The sequence below is a fragment of the Spongiimicrobium sp. 3-5 genome, from assembly GCF_046557915.1.
GTDB lineage: Bacteria > Bacteroidota > Bacteroidia > Flavobacteriales > Flavobacteriaceae > JBHEBG01.
This window is the reverse complement of the sequence record NZ_JBHEBG010000003.1, coordinates 47,915-71,399: the sequence shown is the minus strand read 5'-3', so window position 1 is coordinate 71,399 and position 23,485 is coordinate 47,915. Positions and strand designations below refer to the sequence as shown.

20 protein-coding genes are annotated in these 23,485 nt (G+C 40.2%); 11 read left to right on the top strand and 9 right to left on the bottom strand.

The window, feature by feature from the left end; genetic code table 11:
* The first annotated feature begins 6 nt into the window (after nucleotides 1-6).
* On the top strand, nucleotides 7-381 hold the full coding sequence (locus tag ACEQ81_RS11830) for a DoxX family protein (RefSeq protein ID WP_411031109.1): 375 nt from the start codon (nucleotides 7-9) through the stop codon (nucleotides 379-381).
* Nucleotides 382-445: 64 nt separating this feature from the next.
* Here the strand turns inward: ACEQ81_RS11830 and ACEQ81_RS11825 are convergent, their stop codons facing one another.
* The 4 genes from ACEQ81_RS11825 to ACEQ81_RS11810 all read right to left on the bottom strand — a co-directional run bounded on the left by ACEQ81_RS11825 (nucleotide 446) and on the right by ACEQ81_RS11810 (nucleotide 5,434).
* Entirely contained in the window at nucleotides 446-2,458 is a 2,013-nt protein-coding gene (locus ACEQ81_RS11825) for a S9 family peptidase (protein ID WP_411031579.1), read from the bottom strand.
* Nucleotides 2,459-2,690: 232 nt separating this feature from the next.
* On the bottom strand, nucleotides 2,691-3,227 hold the full coding sequence (locus tag ACEQ81_RS11820; protein WP_411031108.1) for a DUF4136 domain-containing protein: 537 nt from the start codon (nucleotides 3,225-3,227) through the stop codon (nucleotides 2,691-2,693).
* Nucleotides 3,228-3,282: 55 nt separating this feature from the next.
* Nucleotides 3,283-4,284: a GTPase ObgE gene (obgE, locus tag ACEQ81_RS11815; RefSeq protein ID WP_411031107.1), complete on the bottom strand. Its 1,002-nt coding sequence runs from the start codon at nucleotides 4,282-4,284 to the stop codon at nucleotides 3,283-3,285.
* Nucleotides 4,285-4,327: 43 nt separating this feature from the next.
* Nucleotides 4,328-5,434, bottom strand: a complete 1,107-nt coding sequence (locus tag ACEQ81_RS11810) for an adenylate kinase (protein ID WP_411031106.1) — start codon at nucleotides 5,432-5,434, stop codon at nucleotides 4,328-4,330.
* A gap of 142 nt (nucleotides 5,435-5,576) precedes the next feature.
* Here ACEQ81_RS11810 and ACEQ81_RS11805 point away from each other — a divergent pair, with 142 nt between their 5' ends.
* The 4 genes from ACEQ81_RS11805 to ACEQ81_RS11790 all read left to right on the top strand — a co-directional run bounded on the left by ACEQ81_RS11805 (nucleotide 5,577) and on the right by ACEQ81_RS11790 (nucleotide 10,083).
* Nucleotides 5,577-6,731 carry a 5-(carboxyamino)imidazole ribonucleotide synthase gene (locus tag ACEQ81_RS11805; RefSeq protein WP_411031105.1) on the top strand — a complete coding sequence of 385 codons (1,155 nt, stop codon included), beginning with the start codon at nucleotides 5,577-5,579 and terminating at the stop codon, nucleotides 6,729-6,731.
* Nucleotides 6,732-6,733: 2 nt separating this feature from the next.
* The gene (purE, locus tag ACEQ81_RS11800; protein WP_411031104.1) at nucleotides 6,734-7,231 is read left to right on the top strand and encodes a 5-(carboxyamino)imidazole ribonucleotide mutase; all 498 of its coding nucleotides are present in this window, start codon (nucleotides 6,734-6,736) and stop codon (nucleotides 7,229-7,231) included.
* A 70-nt stretch (nucleotides 7,232-7,301) separates the two neighbouring features.
* Nucleotides 7,302-9,332 (top strand): M3 family metallopeptidase, encoded by a 2,031-nt coding sequence (locus tag ACEQ81_RS11795; protein ID WP_411031103.1) that lies wholly within the window; start codon nucleotides 7,302-7,304, stop codon nucleotides 9,330-9,332.
* Nucleotides 9,333-9,528: 196 nt separating this feature from the next.
* Nucleotides 9,529-10,083, top strand: coding sequence for a sigma-70 family RNA polymerase sigma factor (locus tag ACEQ81_RS11790; protein WP_411031102.1), 555 nt, complete (start codon nucleotides 9,529-9,531; stop codon nucleotides 10,081-10,083).
* A 225-nt stretch (nucleotides 10,084-10,308) separates the two neighbouring features.
* On the opposite strand, the gene ACEQ81_RS11785 is transcribed toward ACEQ81_RS11790, so the two are convergent.
* A complete protein-coding gene (locus ACEQ81_RS11785; RefSeq protein ID WP_411031101.1) occupies nucleotides 10,309-11,142 on the bottom strand; it encodes a hypothetical protein in 834 nt (277 codons plus the stop codon).
* A 127-nt stretch (nucleotides 11,143-11,269) separates the two neighbouring features.
* Between ACEQ81_RS11785 and gcvP the strand changes: the two genes are divergently transcribed.
* From gcvP to ACEQ81_RS11765, 4 genes are all read left to right on the top strand, one after another.
* Nucleotides 11,270-14,119: an aminomethyl-transferring glycine dehydrogenase gene (gcvP, locus tag ACEQ81_RS11780; RefSeq protein ID WP_411031100.1), complete on the top strand. Its 2,850-nt coding sequence runs from the start codon at nucleotides 11,270-11,272 to the stop codon at nucleotides 14,117-14,119.
* A 175-nt stretch (nucleotides 14,120-14,294) separates the two neighbouring features.
* Nucleotides 14,295-15,356 carry a 3-oxoacyl-ACP synthase III family protein gene (locus ACEQ81_RS11775; protein ID WP_411031099.1) on the top strand — a complete coding sequence of 354 codons (1,062 nt, stop codon included), beginning with the start codon at nucleotides 14,295-14,297 and terminating at the stop codon, nucleotides 15,354-15,356.
* A 117-nt stretch (nucleotides 15,357-15,473) separates the two neighbouring features.
* On the top strand, nucleotides 15,474-16,004 hold the full coding sequence (locus ACEQ81_RS11770; RefSeq protein WP_411031098.1) for a methyltransferase: 531 nt from the start codon (nucleotides 15,474-15,476) through the stop codon (nucleotides 16,002-16,004).
* A gap of 47 nt (nucleotides 16,005-16,051) precedes the next feature.
* Nucleotides 16,052-16,903, top strand: a complete 852-nt coding sequence (locus tag ACEQ81_RS11765; RefSeq protein WP_411031097.1) for a glycosyltransferase family 2 protein — start codon at nucleotides 16,052-16,054, stop codon at nucleotides 16,901-16,903.
* On the opposite strand, the gene pafA is transcribed toward ACEQ81_RS11765, so the two are convergent.
* On the bottom strand, nucleotides 16,895-18,577 hold the full coding sequence (gene pafA / locus ACEQ81_RS11760) for an alkaline phosphatase PafA (RefSeq protein ID WP_411031096.1): 1,683 nt from the start codon (nucleotides 18,575-18,577) through the stop codon (nucleotides 16,895-16,897). The two genes, ACEQ81_RS11765 and pafA, sit on opposite strands and share 9 nt — an antisense overlap.
* A gap of 113 nt (nucleotides 18,578-18,690) precedes the next feature.
* Here pafA and ACEQ81_RS11755 point away from each other — a divergent pair, with 113 nt between their 5' ends.
* Together ACEQ81_RS11755 and ACEQ81_RS11750 are read left to right on the top strand one after the other, a co-directional pair.
* Nucleotides 18,691-19,428: an MlaE family ABC transporter permease gene (locus tag ACEQ81_RS11755; protein WP_411031095.1), complete on the top strand. Its 738-nt coding sequence runs from the start codon at nucleotides 18,691-18,693 to the stop codon at nucleotides 19,426-19,428.
* A complete protein-coding gene (locus ACEQ81_RS11750; RefSeq protein ID WP_411031094.1) occupies nucleotides 19,428-20,195 on the top strand; it encodes an ABC transporter ATP-binding protein in 768 nt (255 codons plus the stop codon). Before ACEQ81_RS11755 ends, ACEQ81_RS11750 begins: the two co-directional genes overlap by 1 nt.
* Here ACEQ81_RS11750 and ACEQ81_RS11745 read toward each other — a convergent pair.
* From ACEQ81_RS11745 to ACEQ81_RS11735, 3 genes are all read right to left on the bottom strand, one after another.
* Nucleotides 20,192-21,649, bottom strand: coding sequence for a DUF389 domain-containing protein (locus ACEQ81_RS11745; protein ID WP_411031093.1), 1,458 nt, complete (start codon nucleotides 21,647-21,649; stop codon nucleotides 20,192-20,194). The two genes, ACEQ81_RS11750 and ACEQ81_RS11745, sit on opposite strands and share 4 nt — an antisense overlap.
* A gap of 2 nt (nucleotides 21,650-21,651) precedes the next feature.
* Nucleotides 21,652-22,731 (bottom strand): mannose-1-phosphate guanylyltransferase, encoded by a 1,080-nt coding sequence (locus ACEQ81_RS11740; protein ID WP_411031092.1) that lies wholly within the window; start codon nucleotides 22,729-22,731, stop codon nucleotides 21,652-21,654.
* Nucleotides 22,732-22,817: 86 nt separating this feature from the next.
* Nucleotides 22,818-23,417, bottom strand: coding sequence for a SprT-like domain-containing protein (locus ACEQ81_RS11735; RefSeq protein ID WP_411031578.1), 600 nt, complete (start codon nucleotides 23,415-23,417; stop codon nucleotides 22,818-22,820).
* Between the last annotated feature and the right edge of the window lie 68 nt (nucleotides 23,418-23,485).

The window sequence follows — 23,485 nt, the reverse complement described above, 5'->3', positions numbered from 1 at the left end:
GCAATTATGAATTCTAAAGTTTTTCTGATCCTCCGAATTGTTTTCGGGCTTTTCCTACTGACCTTTGGGGCTAATAAGTTTCTACATTTTATGCCTTTCGGGGAAATGTCGGAAGCTGGTATGGCTTATTTTACCGCTCTTGTTAGCACTAAAACGGTGGTAATGGTAGGCATTATAGAGATTATATCGGCACTGGCACTCTTAACTAACAAATATGGGGCCTTAATGATGCTAATTTTAATGAGTATCTCAGTAAACGCGGTATTGTTCCATGCCACCTTGGAACCAGCATCTATTGGTGGGGCATTGGGGCTATTGGTCCTAAATATTGTTATGTTATATGGCTATAAGGATAAATATAAAGATTTACTTCAGGGGTAAAACCAACTTAGTAATCAAAAAGGGCGGCCATGGCCGCCCTTTTTCTTTTATCCAAAAACCAACCTTAGTCCTTCATAGGTTTCGGAATTTCGTTTTGTCCTAAATGTTTGGCGTAAAAACCAATCATAGCTTTGTAAAGAGCAATGGAGTTTTCCTCTTTACCAAACCCATGTCCCTCATCATATTTTACCATATAAGGCACGTCAAAACCTTTTTTACGTAGGGCATCTACAATTTGATCGGACTCATCAATATTTACCCTTGGATCATTGGCCCCCTGGGCCACCAATAGCGGTTTTTTAATTTTATCAATCTGATAAACCGGGGAAACCTCTTCCATAATTGCTTTTTCCTCGGGAATGTCCTCATCATACCATATTTCCTTAATGATCTTTAAATAGGGTTTCCAATAGGGTGGTATAGACTTCATAAAGGTAAACAGGTTGGAAACACCCACATAATCTACTCCGCAAGCATATAGATCCGGGGTTTTAGTGAGTCCACGGAGTACGGCATATCCGCCATGACTGCCTCCATATATGGCCGCTTTATCCTTATCTACCCAACCCTGATCAATTACGTATTGCAATCCGTCTTCCACGTCGTCCATGGCCTTTCTTCCTATTTGTTTAAACCCAGATTCCAAAAACTCTTTACCATATCCCCCGGAAATCCTAAAATTAACCTGAAGGGTAGCGTATCCCCTACTGGCAAACAATTGTGCTTCCGGATTAAAGCCCCATGAATCGCGTATGCCTTGTGGGCCGCCATGCGGATTTACTATAACGGGTACCTTTTGCCCCTCCACAGCCGTTTTGGGCATAGTAATATATCCATGGATGGTAAGGCCATCCCTGCTAGTAAACGTGATAGGGCGCATTTCCGCCATATCCTCCTCCTTAAGCTGGGGCATTAGATTAAAGACCTCCTTAAACTCATCTTTAACCACATCGTACGAATAGTAAATACCGTATATTTTATCGCTATCCACAAAAATGAGGTAGTTGTTTTCATCATCCGTAAAATCGGCGATACTGAACTGTTTTCCTTTAAATTCCTTTTCAAATTTGGTATGCAATGCCTTGTAATAATCGCTCACCGGAACAATTACACTCTTCTCCCCTTCGTATTCAAAATAATCAAGCTCGTAATTCCGCTTTCTGGAAACAGATAGATTGCTTACATCGTATTGATCATGAGAAAAAACTTTTGCCAATTGCTTGCCCTCCATGAAATCGTAAAGCACTACTTCTGCCTTATCACTTTCTAGGTTAGATATAACGAAGGCGTCGTGCGGGTTTTCTGTTCTGTAATCAAATTGTAAGATACCAAAGGCATCTTTCCAATTTAAGCTTTTAACCACCTGGTAACTACCGTCTTCGTGTTGATAATAAAGATCTTGTTCTACCCCATCCCTTATCTTCGTAAAGGCTTTTAAATTACCATCCTTGTCAAAATCGTAACCAGCGATGGGGTTAGAGGCATCTTCGTTATTGTATAACTGTATCATTTCGCCGGTAAGCACGTTTATTTTATAAGGATCGAAAATTTGAGGGTTGTTTTTGTTCAAGGAAATAATAATATGGTCCTTGTCTTCTTTCAACAACTCCAAAAAACTGGCCTGCACCTCTTCAAAGGGTGTAAGGTCTTTTAATTCTGTACCATCCAAGTTTACTGCGTACAAATGATAATTTTCATCTCCGCCCTGATCCATAAGATATACCAGACGCGAATTGTTAACCCATCCGTAGCCCCTAACCAATTCCTCTTTCTCCTCAATGGCCCTAGTTACCTTTCCTGTTGCAATGTCCTTGACCTGTATATGCCTTTTACCATGTTCGTCTTTCTCTCTATAAGAAATATACTTGCCATTAGGCGAAAATCTAAACGTGGAGGCCTTGGGTCTTGCAAAATAGTCCTCTACGGTGTACCTGTAATCGCCTACGTCCATAGCGGCCAATTTCATTAGTTCCTCGTCGGAGCTTGCCAGTTCCGTATTTCCTGGAAGGGGTTTTTCCGTTTGGGCATAAGACTGCATACCTAAAAGTAGCAGTACGATGGCTAGCATTTTGTTCATTTTAAGTGTGTCTGTTCTCATTTTACTTTTCTTGATGGTTTAATTTAATCCTCAACGCTCTTGGCTGCGCCATAAGGTCTTAATTTGTTAGTTGCGTAAACCTATAATTTGTTACAAGGATTAGGGTTTTTTTTGAAGTGGGAACAGACCTAAAGCGGCATTGAACAAAAGGATGAATCGTTAAACCAACAACCCACTTATCTTGAAAATACTTATGTTGGAATTGTAAGCCCTATTTTTTGATAGCTGGCGGATATTTTGAAAAAACTTTTGTTACAATCTGATTTAGCAATTGCTCTCGAGTGTTTGGGGAGGCGTTGTCCCTATAGGAACTTTCGGTAACACCTTGCCAAAATAAGGCATCTCTTTGGCTATCCACAAAATCAAAAACTATTTCTCTGGAAAAACTCGGTTGTCCTACCGGAATACCTATGGACACCCCGCCTCCCACATTGCGGCCACCGCCACCTACACCAACTCCTACTGAGCTGTTACTCCTCGGGGCCCTGAACGAGCTACTTTGGATATTTATAAAGAAATCGGGTTCCTCTGCCAGCAATATTCCTTTGGCCTGCATAGCCGCATCCACGGCCTTAAGAAGTCGTTTTGTATCTAGTTCACCAAGCCCTGTATTTAAATCTGGGTAGTAGTTATATGTGGTGTAGCCAGAAAAATCGGTTGTCTTTTCATAATCGTAATTCACCTTTACCGCGCTACAAGAGGCAAAAAGTATGGCCAACAGCATGTAGTATCCAATGTTTTTCATCATCGAGGCTTTATATAAAATTAATGAAAAAATTAGTGTAGGTAGGAAAATACATGGTTTAATCGTTCAACAGCGTCCATAGCCGGTCTTTTAATTCTTGCAATCCCAGCTGGCTTACAGAGGAAATAAATAGATAAGGCACCCCTTTTAAATCCTTGTCGAGTTCAATTTTCATTTCGCCCATCAGTTCCTCGTCCAACATATCACTTTTAGAGATGGCCACCAATCTATCCTTGTCTAAAAGCTCACTATTGTACCTACGGAGCTCGTCTAATAAAATCTCGTATTCTTTGGAGATATCGTTGCTATCTGCGGGGATAAGGAACAAGAGAATGGCATTACGCTCAATATGTCTTAAAAAATAATGTCCCAGCCCTTTTCCTTCAGCAGCCCCTTCAATTATGCCCGGGATATCGGCCATAACAAAACTCTGAAAATCGCGGTGTTTCACTATGCCCAGATTGGGTTTAAGCGTGGTAAACGCATAATCCGCAATTTTGGGTTTCGCAGAGGTAATTACGGAAAGCAGCGTAGATTTACCTGCATTGGGGAAACCTACCAAACCAACATCTGCCAAAATCTTAAGTTCCAGGGTTATCTCCACTTCTTGCCCAGGAATACCGGGTTGAGCGTATCTAGGGGTTTGGTTGGTTGGACTTTTAAAATGCCAATTGCCACGGCCTCCCATACCACCTTGGGCTATAATCCGTTCTTGTTGGTCTTCGGTAATCTCAAAAACGATCTCGTTGGTTTCGGTATTCCTTACTATGGTACCTAAGGGTACATCTAGAAATATGTCTTCACCATCTGCCCCACTGCTTCTATTTTTGCTGCCATGCCCTCCATGGCCTGCCTTAAAATGTCTTTTAAACTTGTAGGTAAGTAAAGTCCAAAGGTTTTTGTTACCCCTTACTATTACATGGCCTCCACGACCACCGTCACCCCCATCAGGGCCTCCTTTTGTAATGTACTTCTCTCGATGTAGATGCACGGATCCTTTGCCTCCCTTGCCAGAGGCCACATACATTTTTACGTAATCTACAAAATTGCCTTCGGTCATAATGAGTGGTCCAACACTAGGTTTGGAGGAACTAATTTAGTAGCTAAAGCGTATCTATAACAGCCTTCAGTCGTTGCGTAACTTCGTCAATGGTACCTATGCCATTTACACTATGGAATTTTGACTGGGCTTCGTAGTACTGCCTCAATGGGGCCGTTTTCTGATTGTACTCCTCAAAACGGTTTTCAATTTTTTCTTTATCCTGATCGTCTGGCCTGCCACTTAACTTTCCTCTTTCCAAAAGGCGTTCTACCAAGACCTTATCATCCGCCTCTAGTGCTATAGTGGCATTTATCTTCATGTTCTTGGACTCCAAAAAATTGTCTAAGGCCTCTGACTGCGCGGTAGTCCTGGGAAATCCGTCAAAAATAAAACCCGAGGCATCAGGGTTTTTTTCAACCTCTTCTTGCAACATTTTAATGGTAAGCTCATCGGGCACCAAATCGCCTTTATCCATGTAGGATTGGGCCAATTTCCCTAATTCTGTACCATTTTTAATATTATAACGGAACACATCACCTGTGGAAATATGTTTAAGGTTATACTTTTCCTTTAAAAACTCTGCTTGTGTTCCTTTGCCTGCGCCAGGTTTGCCGAACAAAACAAGATTGATCATATGGTTTTGGTTTAGTTGGTATACTTCTCGTAAATTTCTTCCTAATTCATTATAATCTAGCCCATAGCCCACTATAAACTTATCCGGGATTTCCATCCCAACATAATCTATGGAATACTCCCCGTTATATACTTCTGGTTTATAAAAGAGTGTGGCAATCTTAAAATCTTTGACATTTGTATTGGAAAAAAGATGTACCAGCTCTTTTAAGGTTCGGCCGGTATCTATGATATCCTCCAATATAATTACGCTTCGTCCTTCAAGATTATCCGGAATATCCAAAAGAGTTTCTACTATACCCGTAGATGTAAGTCCATGATACGAGCTCAATTTTACAAATGACACCTCACAGGGATGTTGATAATATTTAAGAAAATCGCTTACAAAGACAAAAGCACCATTGAGCACACCAACAAAAATGGGTACTTGGTCCTTATAATCCAAGGCCACTTCTTCAGCTACCTTCTTTACGGCAGAAAGAATCTCTTCTTCACTAAGAAAGGGCTTAAACCGTTTGTCGTGTAATTTTATCAACTCCAATAAATTAAATTAAGGTTGGCAAAGATAACACTTTGATTTCTCTTTTTTGCCCGTATACGGGTCGATTCTAAGATTTAGATGTATTTTTGTGCCGCGAAGTGTATGCTATCCCATCACAAGCCAAAAAAGTACTTTAATGAACTATTTTTCATCAGAATTTAAGCTAGGAATCCTTGGGGGTGGCCAATTGGGGAAAATGATGTTGTACGAGACCCGTAAATTTGATATCTACACCAAGGTGCTAGACCCTTCCGATGAGGCACCTTGTAAAATTTCCTGTAACGAATTTGTCGTTGGGGATCTGTTGGATTTTGATACGGTTTACAATTTTGGATCAGGTCTGGACGTCCTTACCATAGAAATTGAAAATGTAAACCTGGAGGCCATGAAAAGGTTAGAAAAAGAAGGGGTTAAGGTATACCCCCCCACCCAGGCATTGCAAATTATTCAGAACAAAGCCGCTCAAAAGCTTTTTTATATGGATAATCATATTCCTACGGCACCATTTGTACGCTTTGCCTATACCAATGAAATTGAAGACAGCATTACCAACGGGGGGCTATCTTTTCCTTTTGTATGGAAAAGTTCCCAATTTGGCTATGACGGGCAAGGTGTTAAGATAATCAGAACATTAGACGATCTAAAAGGTATTCCCAACGTGGAATGCATTGCGGAATCGTTGATCTCTTTTAAGAATGAGCTTGCGGTAATCGTTGCACGCAACGTTTCGGGACAAGTAGTGGCCTATCCCGTTGTGGAAATGGAATTTCATCCCGAGGCCAATCAGGTAGAATATGTAATCTGTCCGGCTCGTATTTCCACGGAAGTGGCCCAAAAAGCTACCGAGGTAGCGCTTAGGGTTTCAGAAAAGATAGCACAGGTGGGCCTATTGGCTGTGGAAATGTTTCAGACGCACGAGGATGAAATTTTGGTGAACGAAGTAGCTCCAAGACCTCATAACAGCGGTCATTACAGTATTGAGGCAAGTTATACCAACCAATTTGAACAGCACATCAGGGCAATTCTAGATCTACCTTTGGGAAGTACCCGTAGTAAAGTTGCCGGGATTATGGTAAATTTGGTAGGCTCCGAAGGACATTCGGGACCTGTGGTATATGAAAATATAGATAAAATACTTGGGATGAACGGGGTTACCCCACACATCTATGGTAAAAAAATGACCCGTCCGTTTCGGAAAATGGGACACGTTACAATTATCAATGACGATATGGAAAAGGCCCGAAAAGTTGCGGAACAGGTTAAAAATACAATTAAGGTAATAAGCAATTAAGTATGAGTAAAGTAGCGGTTGTAATGGGCAGTACCAGTGATTTGCCTATAATGAAAGAAGCAGTGGACATTTTAAAGGGTTTTGACATAGCAGTGGATGTAGACATTGTCTCTGCCCATAGAACACCCGAAAAATTGTTCGATTTTGCCAAGACCGCCCACGAAAAAGGATATGCTGTAATCATCGCAGGAGCCGGCGGAGCAGCACACCTGCCTGGTATGGTAGCATCATTGTCGCCACTACCTGTAATAGGGGTTCCGGTAAAAAGCAGTAATTCTATTGACGGTTGGGATTCTGTACTGTCCATACTACAAATGCCCGGAGGTGTGCCGGTAGCTACCGTTGCCCTTAACGGCGCCAAAAACGCCGGCATTTTAGCAGCGCAGATCATAGGAGCCTCTGACCAATGTACACTTGATAAGATTTTGATCTACAAGGAAGGATTAAAACAAAAGGTCATTAGCGGAGCCCAAGAAGTTAGAAAAAAAGGTGAAAGCTGAACCTGCCTTCCTTTTAATTATTTGGACAACCTACACTAAATCAATTTAAAATTAAAGATATCACCCATAAATGAGCAATCCCTTATTAAAATCATTTGATGCCGCTCCATTTTCAAAAATAAAGAACGAACATTTTAAACCTGCATTTTTGCAAGCCATTGCAGCGGCCCAGAAGGAAATTGACGCCATTGCAAGTTCGCAGGCCTCGCCAACCTTTGAAAATACCATTGAAGCTTTGGAGTTTTCCGGGCAACAATTAGACCGGATATCCAGTGTATTTTTCAATCTGAATTCTGCGGAAACCAATGAGGAAATTCAAAAAATAGCGCAAGAAGTTTCTCCGCTTCTTTCCAAGTTCAGCAACGATATTACTTTGAACGAGGCCCTATTTAAAAGAATAAAACACGTTTATGATCAAAAAAATAGTTTAACACTTAACGTGGAACAAACTAGCTTGCTCGAAAAAAAATACAAGGGATTCAGTAGAAATGGAGCAAATTTAAGTGATGAAAATAAGAAAAGGTTACGTGAGATAGATGAAGTTCTTTCAAAATTAAAACTAAAGTTTGGAGAAAATGTATTGGCAGAAACCAATAAATTTCAACTTTTACTTACTAATGAAGATGATCTGGAAGGGCTACCAGAGGGCGCCAAGGAAGGTGCGGCGCAACTGGCCGAGTCCAAAGACAAAAAAGGATGGTTGTTTACCCTGGACTATCCAAGCTACATACCCTTTATGAAATATGCCAAGAACAGGGAACTCCGAAAAAAAATGTCTATAGCGTTCGGTAGCAAATGTTTTAAGGGCGATGCCTTGGATAACCAAGATCTGGTAATCAATATAGCCAATTTACGCCATGAGCGTGCCAATCTGTTAGGTTACCAGACCCATGCCCATTTTGTTTTAGAAGAACGCATGGCAGAAACCCCGGAAAAGGTAACCACTTTCTTAAGCAACCTATTAAAAAAAGCCAAACCGGCCGCAGAAAAAGAGTTTAAGGAGTTAGAAGAATTTGCGAAGAGTTTGGACAAATTGGATCAACTGGAAAAATGGGACAGCGCTTATTATTCCGAAAAGCTAAAGCAAAAGTTATTTAATTTGGACGACGAACAATTAAAACCCTATTTTAAGCTCGATAATGTGATCGACGGGGTATTTAAGGTAGCGGAAAAACTATTTGGGTTAAAATTTGAAGAAGTCTTCGATACTGAAAAATACCATGAGGAGGTTAAGACCTATAAAGTTTATGATGCAACCGGTAAGTACATTTCCTTGTTCTATGCGGATTTTTATCCGAGGGAAGGAAAACGTGGCGGTGCTTGGATGACTTCATATAAATCGCAATATGTAAAAAATGGCGTGAACGTACGTCCGCATATTTCCAATGTCTGCAACTTCACCAAGCCTACCAAGACCAAACCTTCGCTGCTTACATTTAATGAAGTCACCACGTTGTTTCACGAATTTGGCCATGGACTACACGGTATGCTTGCCAATACCACGTATCCTAGCTTATCGGGCACATCCGTATATTGGGATTTTGTGGAGCTACCAAGTCAGGTTATGGAGAACTGGTGTTATGAAAGAGAGGCCTTGGAACTATTTGCAAAACACTACAAAACCGGAGAACCCATACCAATGGATTTAATTAAAAAAATAAAGGATTCTTCAGCTTTCCAGGAAGGTCTGGCAACACTTCGCCAGTTAAGTTTTGGCTTTTTGGATATGGCTTGGCATGGAAAAGACCCTTCAGAAATAACGGATGTAAAAGCATTGGAAGAATCTGCCTTTAAGGGCACTCAATTCTTTCCGGAGACTTCGGAAACGTGTATGAGCACTTCTTTTTCACATATTTTTCAGGGTGGTTATTCTTCCGGGTATTACAGTTATAAATGGGCAGAGGTTTTGGATGCTGATGCTTTTGCCTATTTTAAGGAGCAAGGCATTTTCAATGAGGAAATAGCAGGGAAGTTTAAAGAGCATATCCTTTCTAAAGGTGGAACAGAAAACCCTATGGTACTCTACAAAAGGTTTAGAGGTGCCGAGCCCAACGAAGAAGCCTTGTTGAAAAGGGCCGGATTAATAGGCAAGGCCTCATAAATATTAGTTAATGTTTCTTTTTAAAACCTTTTTGTGAAACTTCTGTGATAGATTTTTTGGTTATTTGGTCATGTTGAAACCTTGTTCAGGCAATGAACCGTAAGGAGAGGCCATAAGGTTGGTTAAACATAATGAATTAAAATAAACGAAGCCATTAACAAAAAAATCATTTACTTTGATACTTGCAAATTCTAATATGACAGCGCATCAACTAAATCCGGATAAATGGGTAGACCTCTATGCAGACTACCTTTTCAATTATGCCATAGGCAGGGTTAGTGATGCAGAGATAGCAAAAGATTTAGTACAAGAAACATTCTTTGCCGGGTTAAACTCTGCCAAGAACTATAAGGGTGATGCCGCGGAACGCACTTGGCTTATTGCCATTCTAAAGCGAAAAGTTATAGATCACTATAGAAAAATAAATTCCAATAAGGGCAAAGCGGAAGTACGCATTAATTACAATTCCAACAGTGATTCTGAAGGTGATTGGTTGGAAGAACAGGTGGCAGATCCTTATAGTAAAATGGAAAATAACGCCTTGGAAAATGAAGAATTGGGCTTGGCAATACAGCAATGTATTTCGAAGTTACCCAAAAAACAGTCCTTGGTTTTTACCATGAAAACAGTGCAGGGTATTAGCACGGAAGATATTTGTAATGAATTAGGAATTAACCCGTCTAACCTATGGGTAATGATACATAGGGCCAGAACGGCGCTTATGGGCTGCCTTAATCAAAATTGGTATTAATATTATGATTTCTTGCGAACAAGCGTCCCATATCTGTAATAAAACGCAATATAAAGAAGCTACCTTTTGGGAGACCCTAAAGCTGAGGTTTCATCTGCTTATGTGCAAAACATGCACAGCTTTTACTAAAAAGAATACCCGCCTTACGACGCTCTGCGAGCGGGCACAATTACATGGTCTTTCGGAAAGGGAGAAAAACGAAATGAAGAACAAACTACGAAATTCCTAGTTTACCCCTAGAATTATCCCGAATCCCCATAAAATTCCCAACCAAAAAATTGGAACAGCTTCTACCCAAAAAGAGGCAAAATATTTAGGTTGCTCTTTGGAAGTGATCAATAACACCATTATTAAGATCAGCGACAAAAAAAATCTACCCGAAATTTCAAGAAAGGAGATTTCGTCCCTAAAAAAAGTCAATAAAAAAAATACTGCAACCAGTAATATCCCCAGTCGCTTCATTGGTTGAACACCAAAACGCTGCGGTAGGGTTCTAAGTTCTGGCACATCGTACTTTAAGTCTCTTATTTCAAAGGGCAACATCAATATCAACACCAATAAAAATCGTTGAAAGAAAACAAGGGTAAGGTCCCAAGGCATTGTTAAATATAACTTTAGAGCCGGAAGCGCTACAGTGATTCCCGACCATACCAGAGCCACTAGAAAAATCTTGAAACCTCCCAAGCTCCTTAAATTCTTGGCCTTTGGTAATACGGGCATGGCGTATAGCGCAACAACCCCTACCAACGCAACAATTGCCAACCAAATACCTCCCGACAGAAAATAACCATGATAAAGGGCAACGGCAAGGGCAGCCAAACTTATAAACTGTATGTATTTGTGGTAAAGATTGGTCATTACCAGGTATTTTTCTGCCTCTACGCCGTATTTAATGAAATTGTAACAGCAAATAGTGCTAAAAAAAATGAAGTAGGCCAAATGCATATCTACCGGAATGCTTAGGAAACGAGTGGTGATATAAACGAGGGAAACAACGGAAAATGCCACATGAATACTAGCATCAAGGTAAAAATCGAAGACTTGCCTAAATAGCTTCATTAGGCAAAAGTAGCCAAACTGTTTATAACCCTTATTTAACGTTAAAAACTTTACTGGTTACGGCTTTGAAATTCGTTTAAATAAGAGAATTAATCCCTAATTTTGCGGAGCTTATTTTTACAATTCTATGAGAACAGACGTGTTTGCATCGCGCCATATCGGCATAAGGGAAGAAGACCTTCAAAATATGCTTCAAACCATTGAAGCAGAAAGCCTGGAACAACTTATTTATGAAACCATTCCGGATGAAATTAGGCTTAAAAAACCTCTCGATCTACCTGCCCCGATGAATGAACAGGATTTTCTGGAACACATGCAACATCTTTCGCAAAAAAATAAGGTGTACAAAAGTTATATTGGTTTGGGATACCATGAGTGTATTACCCCGTCCGTAATCAAAAGGAATATCTTGGAGAACCCAGGATGGTATACGGCCTATACACCCTATCAGGCAGAAATTGCCCAAGGACGTTTGGAGGCTCTTTTGAACTTTCAGACCATGGTGTGCGATCTTACAGGGATGGAATTGGCAAATGCATCTTTGTTAGACGAAAGTACGGCCGCCGCGGAAGCCATGACAATGCTCTTCGACCTTAGAAATAGGGATCAGAAGAAGAATGGAGCAGTTAAATTCTTTGTGTCCGAGGAAATTTTACCACAAACCTTATCGCTTTTACAAACCAGATCCACACCATTGGGGATAGAACTGGTAATTGGAAACCATGAGGATTTTGATTTTTCCAGTGATTTTTATGGGGCAATTTTACAGTACCCCGGCAAACATGGTCAAATCCATGACTATGCAACATTTGTTTACAAGGCAAAAAACGCCTCCATTAAAATAGCCGTTGCCGCCGATATTTTGAGTTTGGCACTATTGACCCCTCCGGGCGAATTGGGCGTTGATGTTGTAGTGGGTACTACGCAGAGATTTGGCATACCGCTAGGTTATGGTGGGCCCCATGCCGCCTTTTTTGCTACAAAAGAAGCCTATAAAAGAAACATCCCGGGTAGAATAATAGGCGTTACCAAAGATACTGATGGAAAAACAGCCTTGCGTATGGCCCTACAAACGCGCGAGCAACATATAAAGCGAGACAAGGCGACCTCCAATATATGTACCGCACAAGTGTTATTGGCGGTCATGGCGGGTATGTATGCAGTTTACCACGGTCCTAAAGGACTAAAGTATATCGCTGACAAAATCCACACTTCTGCAGTTACCTTAGCGGATAACCTGGAGAAATTGGGACTCTACCAGATAAATACTTCCTATTTCGATACCATAACGGTTAAACTAAGTGTAGAACATATCAAAGCCATCGCAGAAAGACAACACATAAATTTTTTATATGTTGATGAAGAGACTGTTTCCATAGCTTTGAACGAAGCTACGTCATTAAAAGATCTACAGCGGATAATAGATGTTTTTGCCGAGGCTTTGGGTAAGGAGACCCTGGAAGTCAAAGAAATACGAAATAAGTCTATAATTTCTGGTAGTTTGCAGCGCTCCGTTTCTTTTATGGAAAACGAAGTTTTTAATTCTTACCATTCGGAAACAGAGCTGATGCGGTACATTAAAAAATTGGAAAGGAAAGATCTTGCACTGAATCATTCCATGATTTCCTTGGGGTCTTGCACCATGAAATTGAACGCTGCCACGGAAATGCTTCCTTTAAGTTGGTCTCAATGGGGTAATATTCACCCGTTCGTACCTTTAGAACAGGCCGAAGGGTACCAAATTGTTCTAAAAGAGCTAGAAAAAGATTTGACCATAATTACTGGTTTTGCGGGCACATCCTTGCAACCAAATTCTGGTGCTCAAGGAGAGTACGCAGGTTTAATGACCATTAGGTCCTATCATGAATCTAGAAATGAAGGACATAGAAATATATGCATCATTCCTGCTTCTGCCCATGGCACCAACCCTGCCTCGGCGGTTATGGCCGGGATGAAGGTAGTGGTTACCAAGACCGATGAAAAAGGAAATATAGATGTAGCGGATTTAGAAGAGAAAGTAGTTGCACATAAAGAAAATCTTGCAGCTCTAATGGTAACCTACCCCTCTACCCATGGGGTCTTCGAATCCTCGATAAAGAAAATAACCAAGTTGATCCACGATCATGGCGGGCAGGTTTATATGGATGGAGCCAATATGAATGCCCAGGTAGGGCTTACCAACCCCGCAACCATTGGAGCCGATGTTTGTCATCTAAACTTGCACAAAACATTTGCAATTCCGCATGGTGGAGGCGGCCCGGGGGTGGGGCCCATATGCGTTGCACCGCAATTACTTCCTTTCTTACCCGGAAACCCAGTGGTTAAGACAGGTGGTGAAAAAGCTATTAGCGCCATTTCGGCCGCTCCTTGGGGAAGTTCATTGGCATGTCTTATCTCCTATGGTTATATAAAAATGCTTGGAGAAAGTGGATTGACACAGTCAACAAGAATAGCGATTCTCAATGCCAATTATATAAAACATAGATTGACTAAGAAATACGATGTGCTTTATACTGGAGAAAACGGCAGAGCCGCACACGAAATGATCATAGACTGCAGGCCCTTTAAACAAAAAGGAATTGAAGTGACCGACATAGCAAAGCGATTAATGGACTACGGGTTTCATGCACCTACAGTGTCCTTTCCTGTAGCTGGCACGGTAATGATTGAACCCACGGAGAGTGAAAATCTGGCCGAATTAGATCGGTTCTGCGACGCCATGCTAGCCATTAGATCCGAAATTGACCAAATAGAACAAGGCAATGATAACAATGTATTAAAAAATGCACCGCATACTATGGATATGGTAACAAATGATACTTGGGATTATCCGTACAGCAGACAGGTGGCTGCATTTCCTTTGCCCTACATAAGTGAAAACAAATTTTGGCCAAGTGTTAGAAGAGTCGATGATGCATATGGAGACCGTAATTTGATATGCACCTGCGCTCCTATTGAAGCATACATGGAAGCCTAAAAATCCGTCATAAACCCATTAAAATAGGTCGCTAAGGGTTTTACCTGTGATTTCTGCAAAGCCGTGCGCTGATATGGGATACGAATTGAACATCATAAGAACTCTTATGCACGCATAATTAAGGATTCGGTTTTTTGATATCTTGTATACCAAACAACCAACACTTACAATTCTAATGAATATTGCAATTACCGGAACAGGTGCATATATACCTACAATTATTACTCCCAATGAAAACTTTTGGCATCACGAATTCTTGAATTCTGACGGCTCCAATTTTCAATATCCTAACGATGTAATTATAGATAAGTTCCAGGCAATTACCGGAATTGACGAAAGACGATATGCCACCAATGATTTGAACGCATCAGATTTGGGGTTTTTGGCAGCACAAAAAGCAATCAAAGATGCCGGTATAGATAAAGAACAGTTAGATTATATCATTTTTGCCCATAATTTTGGTGATGTTTCCTACGGTAAATGCCAAGCCGATACACTTCCTAGCTTGGCCACAAGAGTAAAACATCATCTAAGAATAAAAAATCCTAGATGCGTTGCTTATGACGTTCTTTTTGGTTGCCCAGGCTGGATAGAAGGTGTTATACAGGCCAAAGCCTTTATCAAAAGTGGTTTAGCAAAAAAATGTCTAGTGATTGGCGGAGAGACGCTCTCTAGAGTTGTAGATGAGAACGATAGGGATTCCATGATCTATTCGGATGGAGCGGGTGCTACTATCATTGAAGCTACTTCCAACGGAACTGGGAATATTTTGGGCCATACCTCAGCTACATATGCCAACGGTGAGGCTTATTATTTATTTTTTGGTGAAGGTTATGACAAATCATCAAAAAATGATAGGCGTTATATTAAAATGCACGGCCGAAAAATCTATGAATTTGCTGTTACCCACGTTCCACAAGCCATGAAGGATTGTGTGGATGATAGTGGTGTTTCTATAAACGATGTTAAGAAAATATTCATCCATCAGGCGAACGCCAAAATGGACGAAGCTATAGTGAAACGTTTCTACAAATTATATGACTTAGAAGTCCCGGAAGATGTTGTACCCATGAATATCAGCAAATTAGGAAACAATTCCGTAGCTACCGTTCCTATACTTCTAGATATGGTAAAATCTGGTGAGTTGGAAAATCAGCATATTAATAAGGGAGATGTCCTAATTTTCGCCAGTGTTGGTGCCGGAATGAACATAAATGCATTGGTCTACAAATATTGACTATTATCAGGAAAGCGTTACGGGCTTTACCTTAAGTGCTTCGTTGTTTAGTTAATACCATACTTTATTTTTACTTTCGTACTTAGAAATCTAGACTAAAAAAACGGCACAGCTGGTATGTACGATAACACCTATCCCAACAAAAGATATAAACATACCCTGGAGTTCCTTAAAAAGCATATTCGCCCAGAAGAGCTAATAATGGATTTGGGAGTGGACAATCCATTCTCAAAATTAATGCGAAACGAAGGATATGAGGTAGAAAACACTAAAGGTGAAGACCTTGATATTGATTTTTCTTCCGTTGTAGAGTCCACGGCATCAGTGGTAACGGCCTTTGAAATTTTTGAGCATTTAGTAGCCCCGTTCAATGTACTGCGGGAGATAAAAGCCGACAAGCTTGTTGCCAGCATCCCTTTACGACTATGGTTCTCACCTGCTTATAAAAGCAAAACGGACCCATGGGATAGGCACTATCACGAATTTGAGGATTGGCAATTTGACTGGTTGCTGCAAAAAGCCGGTTGGGAAATAAGGGACATGGCAAAATGGACAAATCCAGTAAACAAGTTAGGTTTTAGACCCTTTCTTAGAAGCTTTACCCCCAGATATTACATTGTATACGCAATCCGCAAAAAAGATCAGTAGAAGAAATCGATCTTTGGCTATGATATTGTAATTTGGTTTCTGTATTTATGAAATACTGTATTATAATTCCTGCACATAATGAGGAGGCTTTTTTAACGCAAGCCCTAGACTCAGTAGTTCAGCAATCTCATCTACCACAAAAGGTAATAGTTGTCAACGACAACTCCGCGGATACCACAGAGGCCATAATAGATTCATTTGTTAATAAGCACTCTTTTTTTGTAAAGGTGAACACTATTTCATCTACTTCACACATGCCGGGCAGTAAGGTCATCAACGCATTTAACAAGGGTTTAGAGCAGTTGACGGAACCTTATGATTTTATGGTAAAAATGGACGCCGACATAGTACTTCCCAAAAATTATTTTGCTGAAATATCCAAAATTTTTGAGTCACAGCCCCAAGTAGGTATTGCTGGGGGGTTTGCCTACGAAAAGAATAAAAATGGGGCCTGGATATTGAACCACCCCATGAATTCTGACCATGTACGGGGTGCGTTTAAGGCTTATTCAAAACAGTGTTTCAAGGCCATAGGCGGTTTAAAAAGTGCCATGGGTTGGGATACCGTAGACGAACTTCTTGCCAAATACCAGGGCTTTGATATTTTTACCAATCCCGAACTAAAAGTGAAGCACCTACGCCCTATTGGGAATGCCTACAATAAAAAGGCTAAACTACTGCAGGGCAAAGCCATGTATACCATGCGCTATGGGTTTTGGATCACTTTAATAGCCTCCCTAAAGATGGCCATAAAAAACCGCAAGATATTTGCTTTTACAGACAATCTAAAGGGATTTTTTAAAGCCGCAAAAAACAAGTCCCAGTTTTTGGTAACCGAAGAAGAGGGCAAATTTATCCGTAAACTTCGTTGGAACGCTATATTAAAAAAGTTACTTTAACACCTTTTCCAAAGTCTTTCCTGTAGCTCCATTGGGAAAAGCAATACCCAATAAAGATGCTATGGTCGGCGCAATATCGGGAATCTCGGTTCTTTCAAAAGTACTTCCATTTTTTATACCCTTCCCATAAAACAATAATGGTACATGCGTATCATATATCTGTGGGGTTCCATGGGTAGATCCTGTTAGATCATAATCAACCGTTCCCGGGCTTAGAACCATTAAGACATCGCCAGAGCGTTTTTGGTGATATCCATTTTGCAAAATATGAGGTATGCCCTCATTATATGGATTGTTCCACATCTGATATCCGGTATACACCCGTTCTATAAAGGAATACCCCAATAATTCCTGGGCAATAACTTGCTGAACCTCTTTTATTTCCAAATCTAGATTCCCAATTATCTTGTGATCCAAAAAAACTTGATCGTTAGAAATGTTCTTCACTATATCTGTAGTTCCAAAGGTATATTTTAAAAAATCGTCAAATTCTGATTGCTTCTCGGCCAGTTCGGAATACCCTGCAAGAATCTTTTTATCCTTAAGGAAAGCCGGCACATGAATGGCACCGTGGTCGGCGGTTAAAAATACGGTGTATTCTGTTGCTCCAACTTGTTCATCGAGCGCGTTTAAAAGTCGCTCCAAATCCTTATCCAGTCGTACATAGGTATCCTGTACTTCTTTTGAGTTTACCCCAAAATGATGGCCCACATAATCCGTACTGGAAAAACTTATGGCAAAAAAATCGGTGATAGTATCTTGCCCTAACTTTTCGCCTTTTAAAGCAGCTAATGCAAAATCTGTAGTGATACTATTTCCAAAAGGAGTGGCCTTAAGTATATCGAATCCTTCGTTCAAGTCCCAAAGACTTACAAGATCATGGGGAAAGGCAGAAGTAGTTTCGCCTACAAACAAACGCTCGTACTTATTTGCATCTGATCCACTCTCCAAATAGCTGTTAATATCCTTTATTGGTGACCATACCTTTTTATATTGTTCAACCGCGTCCGAAACATTAAAATCATTGACCCATGCTGGCAGTTCTGTCATATAAAAAGTGCTGCTAATCCAGAGTCCCTCGTTCTGGCCATGGAACCAATAGGCGGCATTTGCAGTATGCCCACCGGGTAATATAGCACCTCTATCCTTTAAGGAAACCGCAATGGTTTTACCTCGCATTTGAGTATGTAACCGTAATTGATCCCCTACTGTGGTAACCAACATTCTTTGGGGCGACATCTTTCCGGCGTCCGAGCTTGTCCCAACAGAACCAAAGGTCTGATCCTCGGTGCAATAAACCAATCTATCCAGATCCTTATCATACCAGTCATTGGCAATAATTCCATGTACCGCCGGCGTAGTACCGGTGAAGACGGAAGCATGTCCAGGACCTGTTTTGGTCGGCGCATAATTAAAATGATTGTTCTTGCAATTAAAACCTTCATTGACCAAGCGCTTAAAACCACCTTCTCCATAGTGATTCCAAAACCGGGTTAGATAATCATAACGCATTTGATCTACCACAATACCTACCACTAATCGGGGACTGGTATTTGGGGCCTTTACCTGTTGTTGTTGAAATTTTGTTTTTGATTTTCTTTGAGCCCATCCATCAACCGGATAGCTGGCGAATAGAAATACTAAAATAAAAAGCAGCGTGTTATTTCTGATCATGTTGAATTTCTTAAAAAAGTAAAAGTAAATAAATTAAAGTCTTAAAACTTTAATTGAAGATTAAATGACATTTAATATTGTTATTTTTACAACAAGAAGTATATTTTTACTGCATGAACTATATAGCATCTATTGGTAGCTATTCTATAATGATCCGAGAGGTTTTTAAAAAACCCACCAAATGGTCGGTGATGAAAACCTTAATTCTAAAAGAAATAGATGAGTTAATTTTTGGTTCTTTAGGTATAATTATTTTTATATCTTTTTTTATTGGCGGAGTTGTTACCATACAGACAGCGTTAAACTTAACAAGTCCATTGATACCGCGGAGTCTGATAGGTTTTGCCACAAGACAGTCTGTAATTTTGGAATTTGCCCCAACTTTTACCTCCATTATCATGGCAGGTAAGGTGGGCTCTTATATCACTTCCAGTATAGGTACCATGCGTGTTACGGAACAGATTGATGCTTTGGAGGTTATGGGGGTAAATTCACTTAACTATTTGGTATTTCCCAAAATAATAGCGCTTTTAATGTACCCGTTTGCCATAGCTATAGCCATGTATGTTGGAATTTTGGGAGGGTGGATTGCCGGTGTTTTTGGAGGTTTTAGTTCTAGTGCCGATTTTATTAAGGGAATACAGAACGAATTTATACCCTTCCATATAACCTATGCCTTTATAAAGACTATTGTATTTGCATTTGTAATAGCTACAATACCATCATATCATGGTTATTACATGAAGGGTGGGGCCTTGGAAGTTGGTAAGGCCAGTACCACTTCGTTCGTTTGGACCAGTGTGGTGATAATCATCCTCAACTATATACTAACCCAGTTACTATTAGGCTAATGATAGAGGTAAAGGATATAGAAAAATCGTTTGGAGAAACGGAAGTACTAAAGGGAATTTCCACCAGTTTTGACAAGGGGAAAACCAATTTAATCATTGGCCAAAGCGGATCGGGAAAGACGGTTTTCCTAAAATGTCTTTTGGGGTTGTTTACACCAGAAAAAGGCACCATAAGTTATGACGGAAAGATCTACGCCGAGCTTTCCGGAGATGAAAAAAGGGATTTACGCCAAGAAATGGGTATGGTATTCCAAGGAAGTGCCCTTTTTGATTCCATGACGGTGGCAGGCAATGTTAGATTTCCAATGGAAATGTTTACAAAACGGTCCAAATCAGAAATGGAAGATCGGGTAGATTTTGTGTTAAAGCGGGTAAACCTAGTGGATGCACATCATAAATATCCCTCCGAAATTTCTGGTGGTATGCAAAAAAGAGTCGCTATTGCAAGGGCCATTGTAATGAACCCCAAATACTTATTCTGCGATGAACCTAATTCTGGATTGGATCCTAAAACGGCCATCCTCATTGACAATCTTATACAAGAAATCACCAAAGAATACAATATCACCACAATTATAAATAGCCATGACATGAATTCCGTTATGGAAATAGGGGAAAAAATAATCTTCCTCAAAAATGGACTTAAGGAATGGGAAGGCACTAATAAAGAGATCTTTAAAACCGACAATGAAGCGGTCACCAATTTTGTTTATTCCTCGGAACTCTTCAAAAAAGTAAGGCAGATGTACATAGAAGAGCGTAATTAGCTCTCTGTTTCCTTAATTTCGATTTTATCGTTTTTCAGTCTAAGTTTTAACCAGGCATGCAGTTTTTTGGTGTCCGCTTCAATTTGCTGTTTCCTAGATTTATCTTTCCACCTCACCTCAAATACAGGAATGGTATCCGTTTTGTTAAAGTCGGTCTTTATAGTCGGTGAAAAACCAAGGGTCATAAGATTTTCATAAGTGGTTTTGGCTTCCGCACTAATGTCTGCAAAGGGAATAGATAGTTTTGACAATCTTCCCAATTCTTCCTCGAGCATAAGAATCTTTTCGTCTTTACCCAAAAGTTCGGCTTTTTTAGATTCGTACAGCTCGTTTACGTAATTAAACTTTTGTTCGGTATCGTCTTTTCCGCCCTGTACTATCCTAAGTTCCGTATCCGTTAGTTTGGAATATTTATTTTTCTGGGTTCGCCATGTCTCAATAACATTTTCCGGGATAAGTTCATCGCCCATACAGACCAATTCTATGGTAGGATTTACATCGCCATTATAATTAATCTGCGTAAGATCATCCATAAATCTACCACTTTTGTTAAACTGATAGACCCCTATGGTCTCATTGATGAGGTCTTGTGCCTGTTTCATAAATCTAGACTCCTGAAACACATTATAAAAAGTAACCCCGGCCGGCACCATCATGATTATTGCCAAGAGCGAGGCAAGTCTTGCAATAAGTCTTCTACGCTTAGAATTCACGTAACGGACCATGGGAAAACGCAGTAATTTGATGACCAAAAAAGTAGCTAGTGCAATAAAAACCGTATTTATACCAAACAAGAACATGGCTCCTCCGGCATAGTCCAAATTACCAATGGCCAAACCAAAACCTACAGTACAGAGAGGGGGCATCAAAGCCGTGGCAATGGCAACCCCGAAAATTACACTTGCAATGGTTCCTTTCTTGGCCCTAGCTATCACTAGTGCAAGTCCTCCAAAAAAAGCGATCAACACATCCCTGATATCGGGTGCGGTGCGTGCAAGCAGCTCGGAGGATTCATTCCGCAAGGGAAAAAAGTAAAAGAACAAAAAAGCGGTAAAAACACTAAGTATCACCATTACGGCAAAATTCTTTAAGGAGCGCCTTAAAGTATCTATATCGTTAATAGCCAAAGACATCCCTATACCCAAAATAGGCCCCATTAAGGGTGATATTAACATTGCACCAATAACAACGGCAGTGGAATTTGCGTTTAAGCCTACAGAAGCTATAAAAATAGAGCAGATCAAAATCCATGAAGTATGGCCCTTAAAAGGAATATCCGCTATTATTGATTCTTTGGTGGCATCTTGATCGGTATTGTTTCTAATATCCAATAATTCCGAGAGAAACTTTTTAGAACTCCCCAATAGTCCCTGAAAGTTCTTTTTTACTTCTTCGCCACTCAGTTCTTCCTCTTCCGGCTTTCCGTTGTTTTGTTGAAATTGATTTTCTTGCATAATTAAGCGTACTTATCCCCAAATTTATCTTTAACCTTTGCTAGCACTTGTTTGATGTCTTGTTCTTTGGATTTGGGAAAAATCAGTAACACCTCTTCTTTATCGATTATAATATAGTCGTCTAGCCCATCTACCACCACCACCTTGTCCTTGGCGGATCTTATCATATTACCATGCGCATCGGTCGTAATAACTTTGCTGTTTACCACGGCATTGTTATCTGTATCCTTATCCAACTTGTCATATAGCGAACCCCATGTTCCCAGATCGTTCCAATCAAAAGAAGCAGGAAGCACATAAATTGCTTTTGATCTTTCCAAGATAGCATAATCTATTGAAACATTCTCGGCTACCGGGTAGTTCTCTGCAATGAAACTCCGTTCTTCGGTGGTGTTATAGCAAGACCATCCGGAATGGAACAATTTATATTGTTGGGGTTGATATTCCTTAAAGGCGTCAACTATGGTATTGGCACTCCACATAAATATTCCTGCGTTCCACAAAAAATTACCTTCTTCCAAAAATGATCTAGCCGTTTTGTAATTGGGCTTTTCTCTAAACTGACGTACTTTTTTCAATACTTCGGAGCTTTCCTTTTCAAATTCGATATACCCAAAACCCGTATTCGGGAATGTTGGTTTAATGCCCAGGGTACACAGCACTTTTTCTTGTTCGCATTTGGTAAAACATTTTTTCACATCTGCCGCAAATGCCTCCTCATCCTCAATCCAGTGGTCGCTTGGGGCTACTATCATTACGGCGTCCGGGTTCATTTTTTGGATTTTTAAGGCTGCGTATAAAATACAAGGGGCCGTATTTCGTATGGCAGGCTCCAAGACTACCTGTTCGGAGGTTACCAGCGGCAATTGTTCCAATACAAGGTCGTTATATCTTTCATTGGTAAGAATCAATATGTTCTCTTTGGGCACAAACTTGTTAAGCCTATGAAAGGTCTTCTGTATGAGTGTTTCTCCACTGCCAAGCATATCATGAAACTGCTTTGGATAAGAAGAAGTGCTTACTGGCCAAAATCTAGAACCAACTCCACCGGCCATTAAAACCGCATAATAATTATTATTCATCTTTTTGTTCTTTATTGGTTACCCAAAAAAAGCCATTCTGGCCTCAATGGTTAACATCCTTTTTCATTCGGAAGCCAAACACTTCGCTAATCACTTAGCAATTCTACTTCTGCATTGGGCTGAAAAAGATACATTTTACCGGTGCCAATTTCAACACACTCGTACCTTTTAACCCTTTTATTTCCTTTTTTAAAACGCTTACCATTATATATTCTAAAGATACTGCCCCATGGTAGTTCAAAAATGTACGTTTTATTGGTCTTAACATCAAATTGTTTTAAAGCAATTGATAAATCGGCGTCGGTACCGCTACTGGCTTTGGGGTTTTTAAAGTGTCTGGCCAGTACGGGCAAAAGATTGGACGGAAATACATCTGGTCTAATAAATGGAAGCATCAGATACTGAAAGGTCTTTTTCCATTCTATTCCGTGGGGTTTAATGGCCCTGCCAAATTTTTCAAAGGCCAACAAATGTGCAATCTCATGTATCAGGGTAATTAAAAACCGATATTTATTTTCAGTGGCATTCACCGTTATTTGATGCGTGCCGTTGGGCAAGCGCCTGTAATCCCCATGACGTGTAACTCGTTGGTTTACAATTTTTAAATTAACCCCTGTCTCCTTAATAAGCTCCAAGCAGGGTAAAACTGCTCTTTCGGGAAGGTATTTCTTTAAAACATCGTCCATTAAGACAAAAATAGTTTTTTTGTAAACACCTTTACTTTGCAATGAACAATTCATCAAAAAAAATTAAC